This is a genomic window from Sorangium sp. So ce145, assembly GCF_051525985.1.
Lineage (GTDB): Bacteria > Myxococcota_A > Polyangia > Polyangiales > Polyangiaceae > Sorangium > Sorangium cellulosum_B.
Window position 1 is genome coordinate 12,447,097 of the sequence record NZ_CP150315.1, and the last position, 13,864, is coordinate 12,460,960.

Below are 13,864 nucleotides of genomic sequence, written 5' to 3' on the forward strand. Positions count from 1 at the left end.
GAAAATAGAAAGTGGCCTCGGCGCGAGCCTTGCCGCGCGCGGTCGAGGCGCTCTCCGGCCGGGTGTCTCGGCGCCCGTCAGGTGCCCGCCGGCGTTTCCGCGGGCGTGGGGCCACGAGCAGCTCTTCCAGGAGCGTCCGATCGACGCGGCGGCGCTCCACCCGGGTCCAGCCCTGGTGTCCCCACGGCGTCACGGAGACGCTTACCCCGCCGCGGGCTCGTGCCAGCGAGACCGAGCCGCGCGGCGGGGCGGGCGAGGCGCTCAGGGCTGTTCGCCCTCGCTCTCGTCTTCCTCTTCCTCTTCCTCTTCCCCTCCGCCCAAGGCCCCCGGGCACTTCTCCTCGATCGCGGCGCACGCCGCCGGCTTCTGCGCGAGGTCGGTGAGCGTCGATTCGCACGTGAGCGCCTTGATGGTGCCGACCATGGCGTCCACGCAGGCCCTGACCTCCGCGACCGTGGCGGTGCAGCCGGTGAACTGGGACGCTCCGCACTCGTCGAGGTCGTCCGTCTCCTCGGGCTCCTCCGGAGCGCTGATGCATTCCTGCCTGGTGGTCTCGCACTCCATTCCGAACAAAGAGGCAAGCACCCCCTCGGCCTCGCACGCGTCCTCCTTCGAGATCGTCTTGGCCTGCCCGCGGAGATCGTCGCACAGGCCGTCGGCCTCCACGGCCGTCAGCGAGCCGACCTGTTTGCCTTCGATGTCGCTCCCGCTACCTCCATCACCAGCACCCTCATCATCGCCGCAAGCCACGAGCGCGAGACCAGCCATCAGAAACCCGAGAAGCTTCATCCGTGTCATGTCGAGATCTCCTTGAACGAACGAGAACGTTCACCTCGAGCGTGCCTGCGTGGCCCTCCGGGCGACGCGCACAGCGCCTGGAAGCGCTGGGCGCGGGCGCCTTCCGGGCGACTGCGCTGCTCAGACCGGTCTACGTTCGATGAGAAGATTCCTTTCCTCCGCGAACGGCGCGCGCAGCTTTCCCACGCGAGCGCCGCCCGCCTACCCGCCAGCGAACTCGCACAGGTCTTCCTCGCCGTGCCTGCGAGGCCATTGGCGCGCGCTCGCCCGGGATACTGGGCATGATGCGCGGTTCACCCGTGGCTCATGTCACGCTGCGACCGTGACATGTCACGCTGCGACCGTGACATGTCACGGTGCAACCCCGTGACATGTCACGGTCGCGGCCCGTGACACGTCACGAAGGAATGGGCCGCATTTCACGGCGAATGGATCCTTGCCCGGCGCGTGGAACGCGACGGAATCGAGACATCGAGCAACCTCTGCGCCTGGCACAAGGCGTGCATTGGCCGCTCCGAGCGGGCCCAGCGGCATCGAGCTTCCGGACCGGCGATGGCGTGAGCCGGCGCGCCCGCCTCTCCTCATCTTCCTCATGAATAGCGCGCCGGAACCCCCTGCCGTCTGCGCCTGGAACCCAGGCCGAAAAGCAAACGTGTGCACGAGCCAGAGCAAGAGGTGTCCATGAAGCCGATATGCAGATCTGCCTTCCTCACGCGTTCCGTTCTCCTGGCGGCGCTTTGCACCGCATCCGTGGCGTGCGTGGACGGTCCCGAGAATGGTGATGTCTTCCTTGGTGTACCCGCCGGCACGACCATCAACTTCGCAGGCAAGTTCAATGCTGGCAGCGAAACGATCCGTGTCCAGGTGCTGGCCGATCCTGACGATGAGAACGATCCTGACTACGAGAACTGGGTGACGCTCGAAACCACCACCAGCGCTTCGACCCCCACGGATCAGGGTTTCGGTGAGTGGTACGAGTGGTCAGTCAACGCGACCCCCGTGCCGAGCTCGCCGACCTCTACGGAGAGCGCCCGCTGGCCCGAAGGCGGCCTCCTGCGCTTCCGCGTCGTCGACGATATAGGCAGCGCCTTTGCGACCTTCGATCAGGACCGGCTGGATTGCTATCAGACGGTAGGTATGCGCCAGCTGACCACCGAGGAGGACGAGAACTGGATTGCCCTAGGGGAAGAGTGCAAGAGCAATTGGATACAGGCCGTGCTGGTCAACGCTTCGAAGACGCCGACCGACCTCGAGGACACGCCGGCGTACCTCTCGCACATCGAAGAGAACGGGGTCGGCTCCCCGGAAGACACGGCGGAATACTACGACGAGATAGACGCGCCGGCCTCCCTCACCGCCTTCAAGACCCGGTTCGGGTTCGGAGCCGCGGGCTCGGATGAGGTGTCGGCCGTCTACTACAACGCGGGCGATCTCGGCATCGGCCGGGAGATGAACTGCAAATCGTATAATCCATACCCGACAAACCCGACACATCCGAATACCGGCGTAGCCTGCTTCGTGAGCAACTACGACGACGATGTGAACGACAACGCGAACGTCTTCGGAGCAGACCCGATCGACAGCCTCGCCAACACGGTGAGCGGGTTATATTCGGGCGTCCACAGCGGCGCGTTTGCCACGGTCGCCATGTGGTACATCCCGCCGATTACGGCGGATGACAGCGTGCGGTTCGCCGTTTATGGCCCGGGCCCGAATTACCTGCTCCAGCCTGATGCGCAGCTCGACTCCAAGGGCTACAACAAGGGTATCCCCCAGAACTGCATCGTTTGCCACGGCGGCGCCAGATACAATACGCTGAACGACAGCGTGGACGGGGGGGGCGCGCGGTTCTTGCCGTTCGACCTCTCCGCCTTCGAGTTCTCGACCGCGTCGGGCTTCACGCGCGCCGCTCAGGAGGAGAAGTTCCGCAAGCTGAACAAGCTCGTCCTCCAGGCCGGGCCCACCGCGGCGACCCAGGAGCTCATCGAGGGCTGGTACGCCGCCGGCAGCGTGAGCACGGTGGGCACGGTCCAGAACAACGCCTTCATCCCGCCCGGTTGGACAGGGAACAAGGCGGACGAGAAGATCTACTCGGAGGTCATCGCGCCGTACTGCCGTGGTTGCCACGCCGCCCAGAGCAACTCCTTCTACAACTTCGCCGATAAAGATGATTTTCAGACGTGGGGAAACATCGGGTACATCGAGGCAGACGTCTGCACGGTGGGCCTCGATCCGGCGAAAAACCATGTGATGCCCAACGCCGAGGTCACGCTGGATCGGTTCTGGAAGAGCCCCGCGCGGGCCTACCTCGCCGGGTACTTCGATATCAAGAGCAGCTGCAAGCCCTAGGACACCGATCACGTTGATCGAGCGAGAAATGAACCGCCAAGACACCAAGATATTTCTCCGTTCTTGGCGTCCTTGGCGACTTGGCGGTTCGAAATTCTGCGCTCTTCAGGCAGTTTCAACCCGTTTGTCGCTCCAGGAGACGATCATGACGCGAAGGTGGATGATCACGGGCGTGGGCGTGGGCGCTGCAGTGGCCTTGATCCTGGCCCTCGCCGGGCGGGGTGGTGATTTTCGGCCGCCGAAGACGGTAACTGTGTCTTTCGGTCCACCGGCGGCGGCGCCCCGGCCTCGCCCGGCCGGCGAGGCCGAAGCGACGGAGCTCGCGGCGACGTCCTCCGCGCCATCCACGGAGCCCGTGGTGGAGCGGGGCGTCGCCCTGGCGCTGCGCATCCGTGACGACATCTGCCGGTGCGAGACCCGGGAGTGCTGGCGCCGCACCGGCGCGACCTTCAGGGGCACCGGCGGCCGCGCCGTCTCGAAGATCCCGGAGGAGAGCAAGGTCATCGAAGCGGCCAGGCGCGAGACCAACGCCTGCATCAAGCGCATCAGCATGGCGGAGGACCGGGCCGCCGCCGCGCTCGAAGCTACACACGACGCTCCGGAAGGCGGGTAGAGCGCCTCCGCCGAGGCGGACGGGCGGCGTCGCCGTGCGCTCCCGGCCGCTCAGGCGAGCCCTCCACGCCGGCGCACGATCCCGCGCGCCGGCTGGGCCCGGGTTGGATCCATGCCTTCCGAGGGGCTGCGATCCGTCGTCACGCTCCACCGAAATCCCGACGAACGCGACGGTTCGCCACCGCAAATTCACCCGCCGCGACGAGGGCTCAGGGGCTCATGCCGGCGACGTCGATCAGCGCCGCGCGCGTCCGGGTCGGGGTCGTCCCGCTGAACTGCTTCACGTCCCGCGCGAGGTGGGCCTGGTCGTAGTAGCCGAACCGCTGGGCGAGCTCCGCCCAGGTCCCCGTTGCGCCCGTCTTGAGGTGCCGCACCAGCCGGTCGAAGCGCACGAGCCGCGCGAGGAGCTTGGGCGGGACGCCCACGTGCTCGCGGAACAGGCCGATCACGTGCTTCTGGCTGTAGCCGAGCTCGCGCGCGAGGGCGCGCATGTCGACGGCGCCCCCGCGCTCCTCGATCCGGCGGAACGCCCACGAGACCACGCCGACCTCGAGCCGCGCCTCGTCCACGCGCTCGCCGAGCGCCCGCTCGATCAGGTCGAAGCGCGCGTCCCAGGTCGGGAGCTCCTCGAGGCGCTCCGCCAGCCGGGCGTGCTTCCTGGGCAGCAGATCGCGCGCCGAGATCACGCGCCCGGTCAGCTCCTCCATGGGCACGCCGAAGAAGAGCCGCGCCCCGATGGGGGTGAGGTTCACCTGGAGCCCGCGCTGGAACCCGTCGTGCTCGGTGATCGTGAAGGTGGCGTCGAGGCCCGCGACGAAGCCGCCGGGGTGCGAGGAATGACGGCGATCGCTCCCCGCGTCGAACACGCGCAGCGGCGGTCCGAACTCGATGATCACGACGATCTGCGGCGCCGGGAGCTCGCGCCGCCGCAGCGGCCCGGGCGTCTCCTCGGTGTAGCCGCTGTAGTCGCGGATGTACGGGCGGAGGCGCGGCGCCGGGGGCCGCGTCGCGATCTCCCAGCGGCCCTCACCGGAGTTGCCGCGGGTGATCCGAGCGCGAGGCGCCAGTGCTTGCATCGCCATCGCGGGGGAAGGGTACCTGCCGACGCGGGCGCGAGCCAGCCGCGCGCGCAGGGCGCGCCGTGTCAGCGGATCGTCTTACAGCACCGCAGCCCGAGGTGGTAGTTCGCGTGCCACGCGTCCTCCATCGGCTCGACGTGCCAGCGCGGGCTGTAAGCGCAGTGATCGGGGTAGGTCTCGCGCCCCTTCGGCCTCGGGGCGTCGTGCTCGCGGGCGACCTCGACGTAGAACCAGGCGCTCCCCTTGAGCTGGCTGTACAGCTTGCCGTCGTCGCGGTCGCGGCGGGTCATGATCTCGGCCACGTTGCCGTGCTGATCGAACACCCCGAACCGCGAGCGGCACGCGGGGAAGGACCCCGCGGGCTCGGTGTCGGTCGCGCAGGTCTGGTAGGCGGAGCGCGCGGTGTCGCCGTCGCACGGCTTGCCGTCGATGTCGCGGTGCGGCGTCTGCGTGTGGCAGACGGCGAGATCGAGCTTGTCGCCGTAGGCGTACGTCCTCGGCTTGCCGCCCTCGGGATCGCCGCGGCACGCGAGGCTCCACTCGTCCTCGGTGCAGAGGCGCTTGCCCTGCAGGCTGCACACGGCCGCCGCCTGCGTCGGGCTCGCCCAGACCATCGGCAGCTCGCACGGCTTGTTGGGGAACTCGAAGATGTCGATGCAGAACGCGGCCGACGCCGGCTTCCCGCGCGCGTGCTTGAAGACGGGCACCATGTTCTCCTGGCCGCCGCAGCGGGCGCGCTGCTCCTCCGTCTGGAGGACGACGCCCCGGAGGCCCTCCAGGCACTGCTCCTTCGAGCGCGTGTGCCGCGCGAGCTCCTTGTTGCCCTGGTTGAGCCGGGCAGGGGAGCCGCCGCCGAAGTTCTTCTCCAGGAAGAGCTCGGGGTTCTTGAGCTTCCGCTCTCGCTCCGAGAACTCCTTCAGCGAGAAGAGCCGCACCAGATCCTCGCGCGCCTCGTAGTGGGTCGCCATCGGATCCCCGACCGCCCCGGGCGCGCCGGCGTCGCCGCCGGCCGCATCGGGCGCGCCCGGCTCGCCGGAGGCCCGAGGGGCAGGCGCCTCCGGGGCGGAGGCCGCCGGGCCCGAAGGCGGCGCGGAGGCGCTGGCCGGAGGCGGCGCGCCGGCGTCGCGGCCGCGATCGGCGTCGCCGCGGGAGCATGCGGGCGCGGCGGCGGCGAGCGCCGCCAGCACGAGGTGCAAGGGACGGGAGGGAGGAGGCACGTGGAGCGAGCGGGGCACGTCGAGCTAGAGAGGCACGTGGAGCGAGCGGGGCACGTCGAGCGAGATCAGAGGGCCGCCTCGACGATCTCGGAGAGGCTCGCCTCGTCGACGACGCCCGTCAGGTAGGCCGCGACCTTCCCCTGCCGGTCGATCACCACGAGGCTCGGCAGCTTGTCCACCCCGTAGTGGGCCGAGGCCTCCTTCGCGTCGTCGATGAGGATGGGATACGAGAGGCCCTTCTTGAGCGCGTACTGGCTGGCCACCTGGGGCGGGTCGTCCACGTTGACGCCGAGCACCACGAGCCCCTTCTTCTCGTAGCGGCGCGCGATCCGGTCGAGGATCGGCGCCTGGACCGCGCAGGGACCGCACCACGTCGCCCAGAAATCCAGGATCACCGGCTGGCCCTTCAGCTCGGCGAGCTGCATGCGCGCGCCGGGCTCGCCGTTGGCCGCGACCGGCAGCGTCACGTCGGGGGCCTCCGCGCCGACCATGCCCGAGGCCCCCGGCGCAAGGCGCGGCAGGATCACAAGACCAAACAGCGCGCTCAGGGCGATGAGCAACGCGACTGCAGGATAGAGAATCTTGCCGGAATTGGGCTGGGGTTCGGCCATACGGGCCCTGGGCTTCATAGCAAATCTTTGGGCCTACGTCCGAGCGGCTCTGGTACGGTCCGGCGCCTCGACCGGCCGGGCGCTTCGCCGCCTGGCCCGGGGTCGGGGGCCCAGCGCGGCTCGCCGCGCGACGCCGCCGCCGCCGGGAGGGGTCGGGGGCGCAGCGCGGCACGCCGCGCGATGCCACCGCCGTTCGGGTCACGTCGTCGCCCGCGCGCTGGAGGAACCATGCTCGATCGTCCGAATCTTTCACGAGAGAATCCCGCGGGGCCGCGCGGACGGCGCCCGCCGCCGGGGCCCCTTCCGGCCAAGCAGGCGGCCAAGTGGCCCCCCGATGACAACGATCTACCCGGCGCCCCGCCCGCGCCCGCGGGCGGCGGCTTCGCGGACGACGGCAACTTCAAGCGCGGGCGCTTCAGCCCCGTGTCGATCGTGGTCGGCCTCCTCGTCGCGCTCGGCGCCGCGGGCGCCATCTGGTTCGGCGTCAAGCAGGACAGCCAGAAGATGACGGTCGACGCCGTCTCCAAGGAGAAGAAGAACATCTTCGTCCTGCCCAAGAAGGACCAGCTGCCCCTGTGGCGCAAGTGGGCCGCCGCGAGCGCCGAGCTGTCGCTCCAGCAGGAGGCCCTCATGCAGCTCGCGTGGGCCGACGATCCCGAGGGCGTCACCCACGCGCAGAACGCGCTCGCGCTCCCGGACCACCGCGTGAAGGGCGTCGCCGCGCAGGTGCTCGCGTACTACGGCTCGCCCAAGGCCGACGGCGCCAAGCACGCGCTGCTCGAGGCGCTCAAGGTCGCGGACGAGAGCGACCGGCCCCAGCTCGTCTGGGCCCTCGTCGAGCTCAAGGAGCCGGCCGCGTTCAAGGACGCGATGGACCAGTACAGGAAGGGGTTCCTCTCGAAGGTCGAGCGGCTCGGCGGCGGCATCGCCTTCGACCCCGAGAAGCTCGCCGGCCTCGTGTCGCTCGAGGAGCTCTCGAAGCTCGCGACCGACGAGAGCTCGTCGGTGCGGCAGCTGGTCGCGACGGTCCTGTCGCGCAACGCCGAGCCCAAGTGGACGAGCGCGCTCATCACGCTCGTGAAGGACAAGGACGTCGAGGTCGCGCGCGAGGCCGCGAACGGCCTCGGGAGGATCGGCGACGAGACGGCGCGCGCCCCGCTCCTCGAGGCCCTCGCGAACGCCGACAAGGCCAGCCGCCAGCGCTTCCTCGAGGCGCTGCGCGACGGCATCGGCGGCGAGGGGCTCGTCCTCGCCCTCGACAGCGTGAAGCCGGACCCCGAGGAGACGACCTGGTTCCAGACGAAGCAGATCATGGAGATGCTGCGCGAGCTCGCCGACCCGCGGTCGGCCGACCCGCTCGTGAAGTGGATCGAGGCCAAGAAGCCGCCGCTGCACTGGCAGGGCGAGGCGGGGACGCGGCTCGCCGAGGTCGGCGACATCCGCGCCGCCAAGTACCTCGGCGAGCGGATGCTGGCCGACCCGCTCAAGCTCTACAAGCTCGAGAAGTTCTGGGAGGCGGACGAGGGCGGGCACCTGTCGCGCACCGATCTGCCGCGCGTCGTCGGCGCCCGCATGCTCGCCGATCTCGCCGCGATCCACGCGGACAAGGCCGCCGAGCTCAAGGCCGCGGCCGAGGCCCCGGTCATCCTGTGGCTCAAGGATCGCCCGCAGCCGCACGCGAACGGCCTGCGCTTCCTCGCCACGGTCCGCTCCGAGAAGATCCTGAAGGACATGCGCGACTGGGCCTTCCCGACGGATCCGCTCCCCAAGGAGGGGCAGCTGCCGCCGTTCCCCGCGGCCTTCGAGACCGCGCAGAGCGCGCTCCGGTACATCGGGCGCATGAAGGACGAGCCCTCGTACCCGAAGCTCCTCGATCAGTTCAGCCGGAAGAAGGACCCGAAGATGGACATCACCCAGGACGGGCTCCAGGGCGCTGGGCTCTCGATGCTGGGGATGGCGCTCCGCGCGGTCGCCTACGGCGCGTCGCAGGGGCTCGCCGAGTGGGGCGATCCGCGCGCGGTGGAGAAGCTGACGAAGCTCATCGAGGACGAGCTGTGGCACGAGGAGGCCCGCCAGGCCGCCTGCGAGTCGATCGCCTGGTGCGCCGACGACAAGGCGATGATCGAGGTGGCGAAGAAGGCGAAGGAGTTCGCGAGCAAGAAGGAGCCGCGCAAGCAGCTCATCGGCGCCTGCTACGCGTCGTCGCTCGCGCTCCGGCCGGTGCCCGGCGCGGCCTCCGAGCTCGTCACGCTCCTCACGGCCGACGTCGACCCCGGGGTGCGCATGGCCATCGCGCGCGCCATCGGCATCGGCGGCTTCGACGAGGCGGTGCAGGGGCAGCTGTTCGAGAAGCTCAAGGACGTCGAGGTCCGGAACGCCGCGGCGCTCGCGCTCATCCTCGGTGGCACGAGCGACACCGCCGCGCGGACGGTCGCGATGTACGCCGACTTCGACAAGTCCGCGCTCGACGACCTCAAGGACCACTACTACCGCGCCTTCGGCTACTGGTCGGACGAGGACTTCAAGCGCGGCAACCTCTACCGGTACGTCGCGAATGCCGAGGCGATCACGCGGGTGAAGGTCGCCGACGCGCCGCAGGAGTGGGCGCGGCAGCGGCTCCAGGCCCAGTTCGACAACCTGAAGTACGACAACGGCCCGCACTCGGAGACCCGCGTCGTGCTGCGCTACCGGCTCTTCCAGGAGGCCAAGAGCGGCGACGGCGCGAAGAAGAAGGGCGCGATCGAGACGCTCAAGTTCATGAAGGAGAAGGGCGTGCTCATGGCCCTGCGGCACGAGCAGGGTGAGACGGGCGCGCTCGCGAAGCGCGCGTTCCACGAGCTCATGAACCCGAAGGCCACCGTGGCCGAGGACCTGAGCAAGTTCGCCCCGGCGAAGGCCGGGGGCGCCGACACGCCGTAGCGGCGCGCGGTCCGGCGCGTTCGGTCCGCGCGCGAAGGCGCGGCGCACGATCCAGGGGCAGGCAGCCCGGGAGCGCTCGAGGAGGAGGTCGTCCTCTCCGGAGCTCCCGGGCTTCCTGTTTTTGTGCTGGCAGCGCGGCCATTTCCGTCTCCGGCGCGCCTCGGGCTTGCCGGGGTGGTCGGGTGACCGGCGCGTGTCGGGCTGGACAAAACGCACGTTTCGGAAGAGTGTTCGCGCCGAGGTGCACTGTGGCGACCTGGCGTGATGAGCTCATCGAAGCCGTGAAATCGAAGGCGGAGCGCGAGGCAGAGGAGCTCGCGCGGCACAAGAAGCGGGTCGCCGAGGCGCTCGCGGCCGCGGAGTCGGCCGTGTCGCTGGGGGCCGAGTCGCTGAAGTTCGCGCACGAGAGGCTGCGGGAGAAGGGGCAGCCCATCGTGCTCACGCAGGAGCAGGACAAGCACCGGCTCGCGCTCGGCGATTTCAGCCTCTCCCTCGAGCTCCTGCGGGAGTCCGCGATCGTCCGGGTGACGTTCGGCGACGGCAAGCCGCGCGAGTTCGATTTCGCGAAGGACCGCCACATCGCGCCCGCCGACGTGGAGGAGTACATCGGCCGTCGCGCGCTCGAGCTGGTCCGCGCGGCGCAGAAGGCCTCGCCGTGGTGAGCGCCGGGCGCGCCGCGGCCCCGCTGTCGCCCCGCGCATGGGGTCTTCGCCGCGGCCTCGCTGCCGGCCTGCTCGCCGCGGTCGCGGCGTGCGCTCCGCCGGCCGCGCCGCCCCGCCAGCCTGACGCGCCGCCGGCCTCGAAGCCTGCCGCGCCGGCGCCCGCCGCGCCGGCCTCGATGGAGGTCGATCCCGCCGCGGAGGCGCGGATCGCGGCGGACGTCGCGTACCTCGCGTCGCCCGAGCTCGCGGGGCGCGGGACCGGCGAGCCCGGCGCCGATCTCGCGGCCGAGTTCATCGCGCGCCGGTTCGCGGAGCTCAAGCTCTCGCCGCTGGGCGGGCCGGGGAGCGACGCGAAGGCGTACCGGCAGGTGTTCGACGCGCGGGTCGGCGCCGACGTGGCGCCCGCGGCGCTCGCGGTGCAGCGCGCGGGCCGGAAGCAGAGCGTCGAGGCCGGCAAGCTGGTCACGGCCGACGGGAGCGCGAGCGGCACGGTGTCAGGGGCCGCGGTGCTCGTCGGCCATGGAGTGACCGCGCCGGCGCTCTCCTGGGACGACTACGCGGGCCGGGATATCGAGGGGAAGATCGCGATCGTGCTCGACGGCGTGCCCACGCTGGACGGCGGCCCGGGTGGAGCGGCGCAGGCCGGCGCGCACGGCGGTGCTGCGCCTGCGGGGCCGCACGGCGGCGCTGCGCCTGCGGGGCCCCACGGCGGCGCTGCGCCCGCGAATCCGCACGGCGGCGCCGCGACCGCGAATCCGCACGGCGGCGCCGCGACCGCGAGTCCGCACGGCGGCGCTGCGCCTGCCAATCCGCATGGCGGCGCTGCGCCCGCGAATCCGCACGGCGGCGCCGCGACCGCCGCTCCTCATCATCATGCGCCGTCTCCGCGGCCGGCGGACGCGCTCCGCGACTTCGGAAGCGTCCGTTACAAACTCCGCACCGCCCGCGAGCACAAGGCCGCCGGGGTGATCCTGGTCGCGGCCGGCGACGAGCTCCCGCGGGTGTCGGACGACGCGGCGAGCATGGGCATCCCGGCCGTCGTGATCACGCGCTCCGCGGCCCGCGCGCTCTTCCCCGCGGCCGGGCTCGCGCCGCCCGCGAAGCCGGCCGCGGCGAAGCCGGCAGACGCGAAGCCGGCCGCGCCGAAGCCTGCGGCCGTGAAGCCGGCCGCGACCAAGGCCGCCGCGCCGAAGCCGCTCGACGGCACCACCGTCGAGATCACGACCAAGGTCACCGCGCGGATGGCGCCGGCGTCGAACGTGATCGGCCTGCTCCCGGCGCGGGACGGCTCGCCGCACGCCGGTGAGTACGTCGTCGTCGGCGCGCACTACGATCACCTCGGCTACGGGGGCACGTCGTTCTCGCGCGCGCCCGGCGTGCACGCGGTCCACCCGGGCGCCGACGACAACGCCTCGGGGACGGCGATGCTCCTGGAGGTGGCGCGGCGGTTCGCCTCGCTCCCCGAGCGGCCGGCGCGGAACCTCCTGTTCATCGCGTTCGGCGCCGAGGAGCTCGGCACCATCGGCTCGCGCCACTTCGTCGATAACCCGCCGGCGCCGCTCGCGGGGATGAAGCCGGTCGTGGCCATGATCAACGCCGACATGGTCGGCCGGATGCGCGACGACAAGCTCCTCGTCGACGGCCTGGGGACCTCGCCCGACTGGAGGTCGATCGTGGACGACGCCGCCCGCGGGCTCGGCCTGACGCTCCAGTTCGGCGTCGAGGGCTTCGGCGCGAGCGATCACGCGTCGTTCACGGCGTCGCGCGTCCCGATCGCCTTCCTGTTCACGGGCGTCCACGAGGACTACCACCGGCCGAGCGACACGGCGGACAAGATCAACGCCGCGGGCGTCTCGCGGTGCTCCGTGCTCGCGGCGCGGATGGCGCTCGCCCTGTCGCGGCGCGACGCGCGGCTCGCCTTCACCGACGCGCCCGCCGACCCGCACCGCAGCATGCGCGGCGGCTTCCGCGCGTCGCTCGGCACGATGCCGGACTACGCGTACCAGGGACCCGGCGTGAAGCTCACGGGCGTGCGGCCCGACGCGCCGGCCTCACGCGCTGGCATGCAGGGGGGGGACGTGATCGTGCGCATCGGCGCCCACGCCGTCACCAACATCCACGACTTCATGTTCGCGCTCGGCGATCTCGAGCCGGGCCGCGAGGTCGAGATCGAGGTGGATCGCGGCGGGACCCGGGTGCCGCTCAAGGTCATCCCCGCCCCCGGCCGATGAGCCGGCGCTCTCGCCGCGCCGCGCCGCCGGTCGCGCCACCTCGACGGCGCAGGGCTCAACGCGGGCCCTGCGCGGTCAGCCTCGCCTTCCTGTGCGGCCTCACGGCCGCGATCCTCGCCTGCGACAGCCCGCCGCCCGCGCCGCCCGCGGGGATCGACGCCGTGGCCTCCGGAGGGCCCGAGCGCGCCGGCGCAGCTGCGGATGCCGAGACCGCGCCGCCCGACGCCGCTGTGGCAGACCCGCCGGGCGCCGCGGCGGAGCTGTCGTACACCCCGGCGGAGCCGCCGGACGCCGCGGCGGAGCTGTCGTACACCCCGGCGGAGCCGCCGGACGCCGGGGCAGCGATGTCGTACGCCGCGGCGGCGGCCCTCGACGGCGGCTCGTTGGACGCCGCGGCAGCGCCGGACGCCGCGGCGGCGGCCCTCGACGGCGGCTCGCCGGACGCCGTGGCGGAGGCCCTCGACGGCGGCGCTCCGGACGCGGGGCTGCCCGGCAGCTCCGAGGGGTGCCCGGACGACATGGTCCTCGTCGAGGGCGACTACTGCCCCGTGGTCGATCAGATCTGCCTGAAGCACCACAAGGAGTACGAGAAGGACCAGGAGCGACGGGCGACGCCCTACAAGGAGGCCGAGGGCCCGACCAGCGTCAGCGAGCGGTGCCTCGAGTACAGGCGGCCGAGCGAGTGCCTCTCGAAGAAGCGCGCGCCGATGCGGTTCTGCGTCGACCGCTACGAGTGGCCCAACAGGAAGGGCGAGCTCCCGGCGCTGCTCGTCTCGTGGCGCCAGGCCGTCAAGGCGTGCGAGGGCGTCGGCAAGCGCCTCTGCACGGAGGACGAGTTCAACTTCGCCTGCGAGGGCGAGGAGATGCTCCCGTACACGTACGGCTTCGTCCGCGACGCGACCAAGTGCAACATCGACCGGCCCTTTCGCCAGCGCGAGGTGACGCTCTACCACTACGAGCGGTGCATGCGGCACCCCAAGTGCAAGGCGGAGCTCGAGCGGCTCGATCAGCGCGTGCCTGCGGGCTCGATGCCGGCGTGTGTGTCGCCGTTCGGCGCCTACGATCTCAACGGCAACATCAACGAGTGGGTCGTGCGGCCGGGCCGCAAGTCGCCGGAGCGGAGCGGGCTGAAGGGCGGCTGGTGGGGCCCCATGCGCGGCCGCTGCCGTCCCACGGTGGGGTTCCACAAGGAAGAGGACTACGGCTACGAGCAAGGGTTTCGTTGCTGCAAGGATGCTGCGGCGCGGTGAGCGCGCGGTGGCGCGTCCTTTTTGAGGGGCGCGCGGCCGCCGACCGGGGGTACGCTCCTGTCCAGCGGGCCCGCGGCGCGGCGCTCGCCGGCGAAGGGCCTGCGGCTCCTCCTCCGGGGGCCGGGGCTCAGATCTC

General features: G+C 71.3%; 10 protein-coding genes. 6 read left to right on the forward strand and 4 right to left on the reverse strand.

The genetic code is table 11. The features are described 5' to 3' along the window. Positions 1–261: 261 nt before the first annotated feature. Entirely contained in the window at positions 262–798 is a 537-nt protein-coding gene (locus WMF34_RS46380) for a hypothetical protein (protein ID WP_437991835.1), read from the reverse strand. A 681-nt stretch (positions 799–1,479) separates the two neighbouring features. Between WMF34_RS46380 and WMF34_RS46385 the strand changes: the two genes are divergently transcribed. Together WMF34_RS46385 and WMF34_RS46390 are read left to right on the forward strand one after the other, a co-directional pair. Further along, positions 1,480–3,147 (forward strand): hypothetical protein, encoded by a 1,668-nt coding sequence (locus WMF34_RS46385; RefSeq protein WP_437991836.1) that lies wholly within the window; start codon positions 1,480–1,482, stop codon positions 3,145–3,147. A 145-nt stretch (positions 3,148–3,292) separates the two neighbouring features. Continuing rightward, entirely contained in the window at positions 3,293–3,760 is a 468-nt protein-coding gene (locus WMF34_RS46390; protein WP_437991837.1) for a hypothetical protein, read from the forward strand. Between the two features lie 208 nt (positions 3,761–3,968). Here WMF34_RS46390 and WMF34_RS46395 read toward each other — a convergent pair whose 3' ends face one another. The 3 genes from WMF34_RS46395 to WMF34_RS46405 all read right to left on the reverse strand — a co-directional run bounded on the left by WMF34_RS46395 (position 3,969) and on the right by WMF34_RS46405 (position 6,666). Further along, positions 3,969–4,841 (reverse strand): helix-turn-helix domain-containing protein, encoded by an 873-nt coding sequence (locus tag WMF34_RS46395; protein ID WP_437991838.1) that lies wholly within the window; start codon positions 4,839–4,841, stop codon positions 3,969–3,971. Positions 4,842–4,903: 62 nt separating this feature from the next. After that, on the reverse strand, positions 4,904–6,073 hold the full coding sequence (locus WMF34_RS46400; protein WP_437991839.1) for an SUMF1/EgtB/PvdO family nonheme iron enzyme: 1,170 nt from the start codon (positions 6,071–6,073) through the stop codon (positions 4,904–4,906). Between the two features lie 47 nt (positions 6,074–6,120). Next, complete coding sequence (locus WMF34_RS46405) at positions 6,121–6,666, reverse strand: TlpA family protein disulfide reductase (protein ID WP_012241697.1); 546 nt, start codon at positions 6,664–6,666, stop codon at positions 6,121–6,123. 228 nt (positions 6,667–6,894) lie between these two features. Between WMF34_RS46405 and WMF34_RS46410 the strand changes: the two genes are divergently transcribed. The 4 genes from WMF34_RS46410 to WMF34_RS46425 all read left to right on the forward strand — a co-directional run bounded on the left by WMF34_RS46410 (position 6,895) and on the right by WMF34_RS46425 (position 13,728). Continuing rightward, the gene (locus WMF34_RS46410) at positions 6,895–9,585 is read left to right on the forward strand and encodes a HEAT repeat domain-containing protein (protein WP_437991840.1); all 2,691 of its coding nucleotides are present in this window, start codon (positions 6,895–6,897) and stop codon (positions 9,583–9,585) included. 281 nt (positions 9,586–9,866) lie between these two features. Next, positions 9,867–10,247, forward strand: a complete 381-nt coding sequence (locus WMF34_RS46415; protein WP_157907389.1) for a hypothetical protein — start codon at positions 9,867–9,869, stop codon at positions 10,245–10,247. Beyond that, positions 10,241–12,478, forward strand: a complete 2,238-nt coding sequence (locus tag WMF34_RS46420) for a M20/M25/M40 family metallo-hydrolase (protein ID WP_044967441.1) — start codon at positions 10,241–10,243, stop codon at positions 12,476–12,478. The genes WMF34_RS46415 and WMF34_RS46420 overlap by 7 nt, the downstream gene beginning before the upstream one ends. After that, positions 12,475–13,728, forward strand: a complete 1,254-nt coding sequence (locus WMF34_RS46425) for a formylglycine-generating enzyme family protein (protein ID WP_437991841.1) — start codon at positions 12,475–12,477, stop codon at positions 13,726–13,728. Before WMF34_RS46420 ends, WMF34_RS46425 begins: the two co-directional genes overlap by 4 nt. Positions 13,729–13,864: the final 136 nt, after the last annotated feature.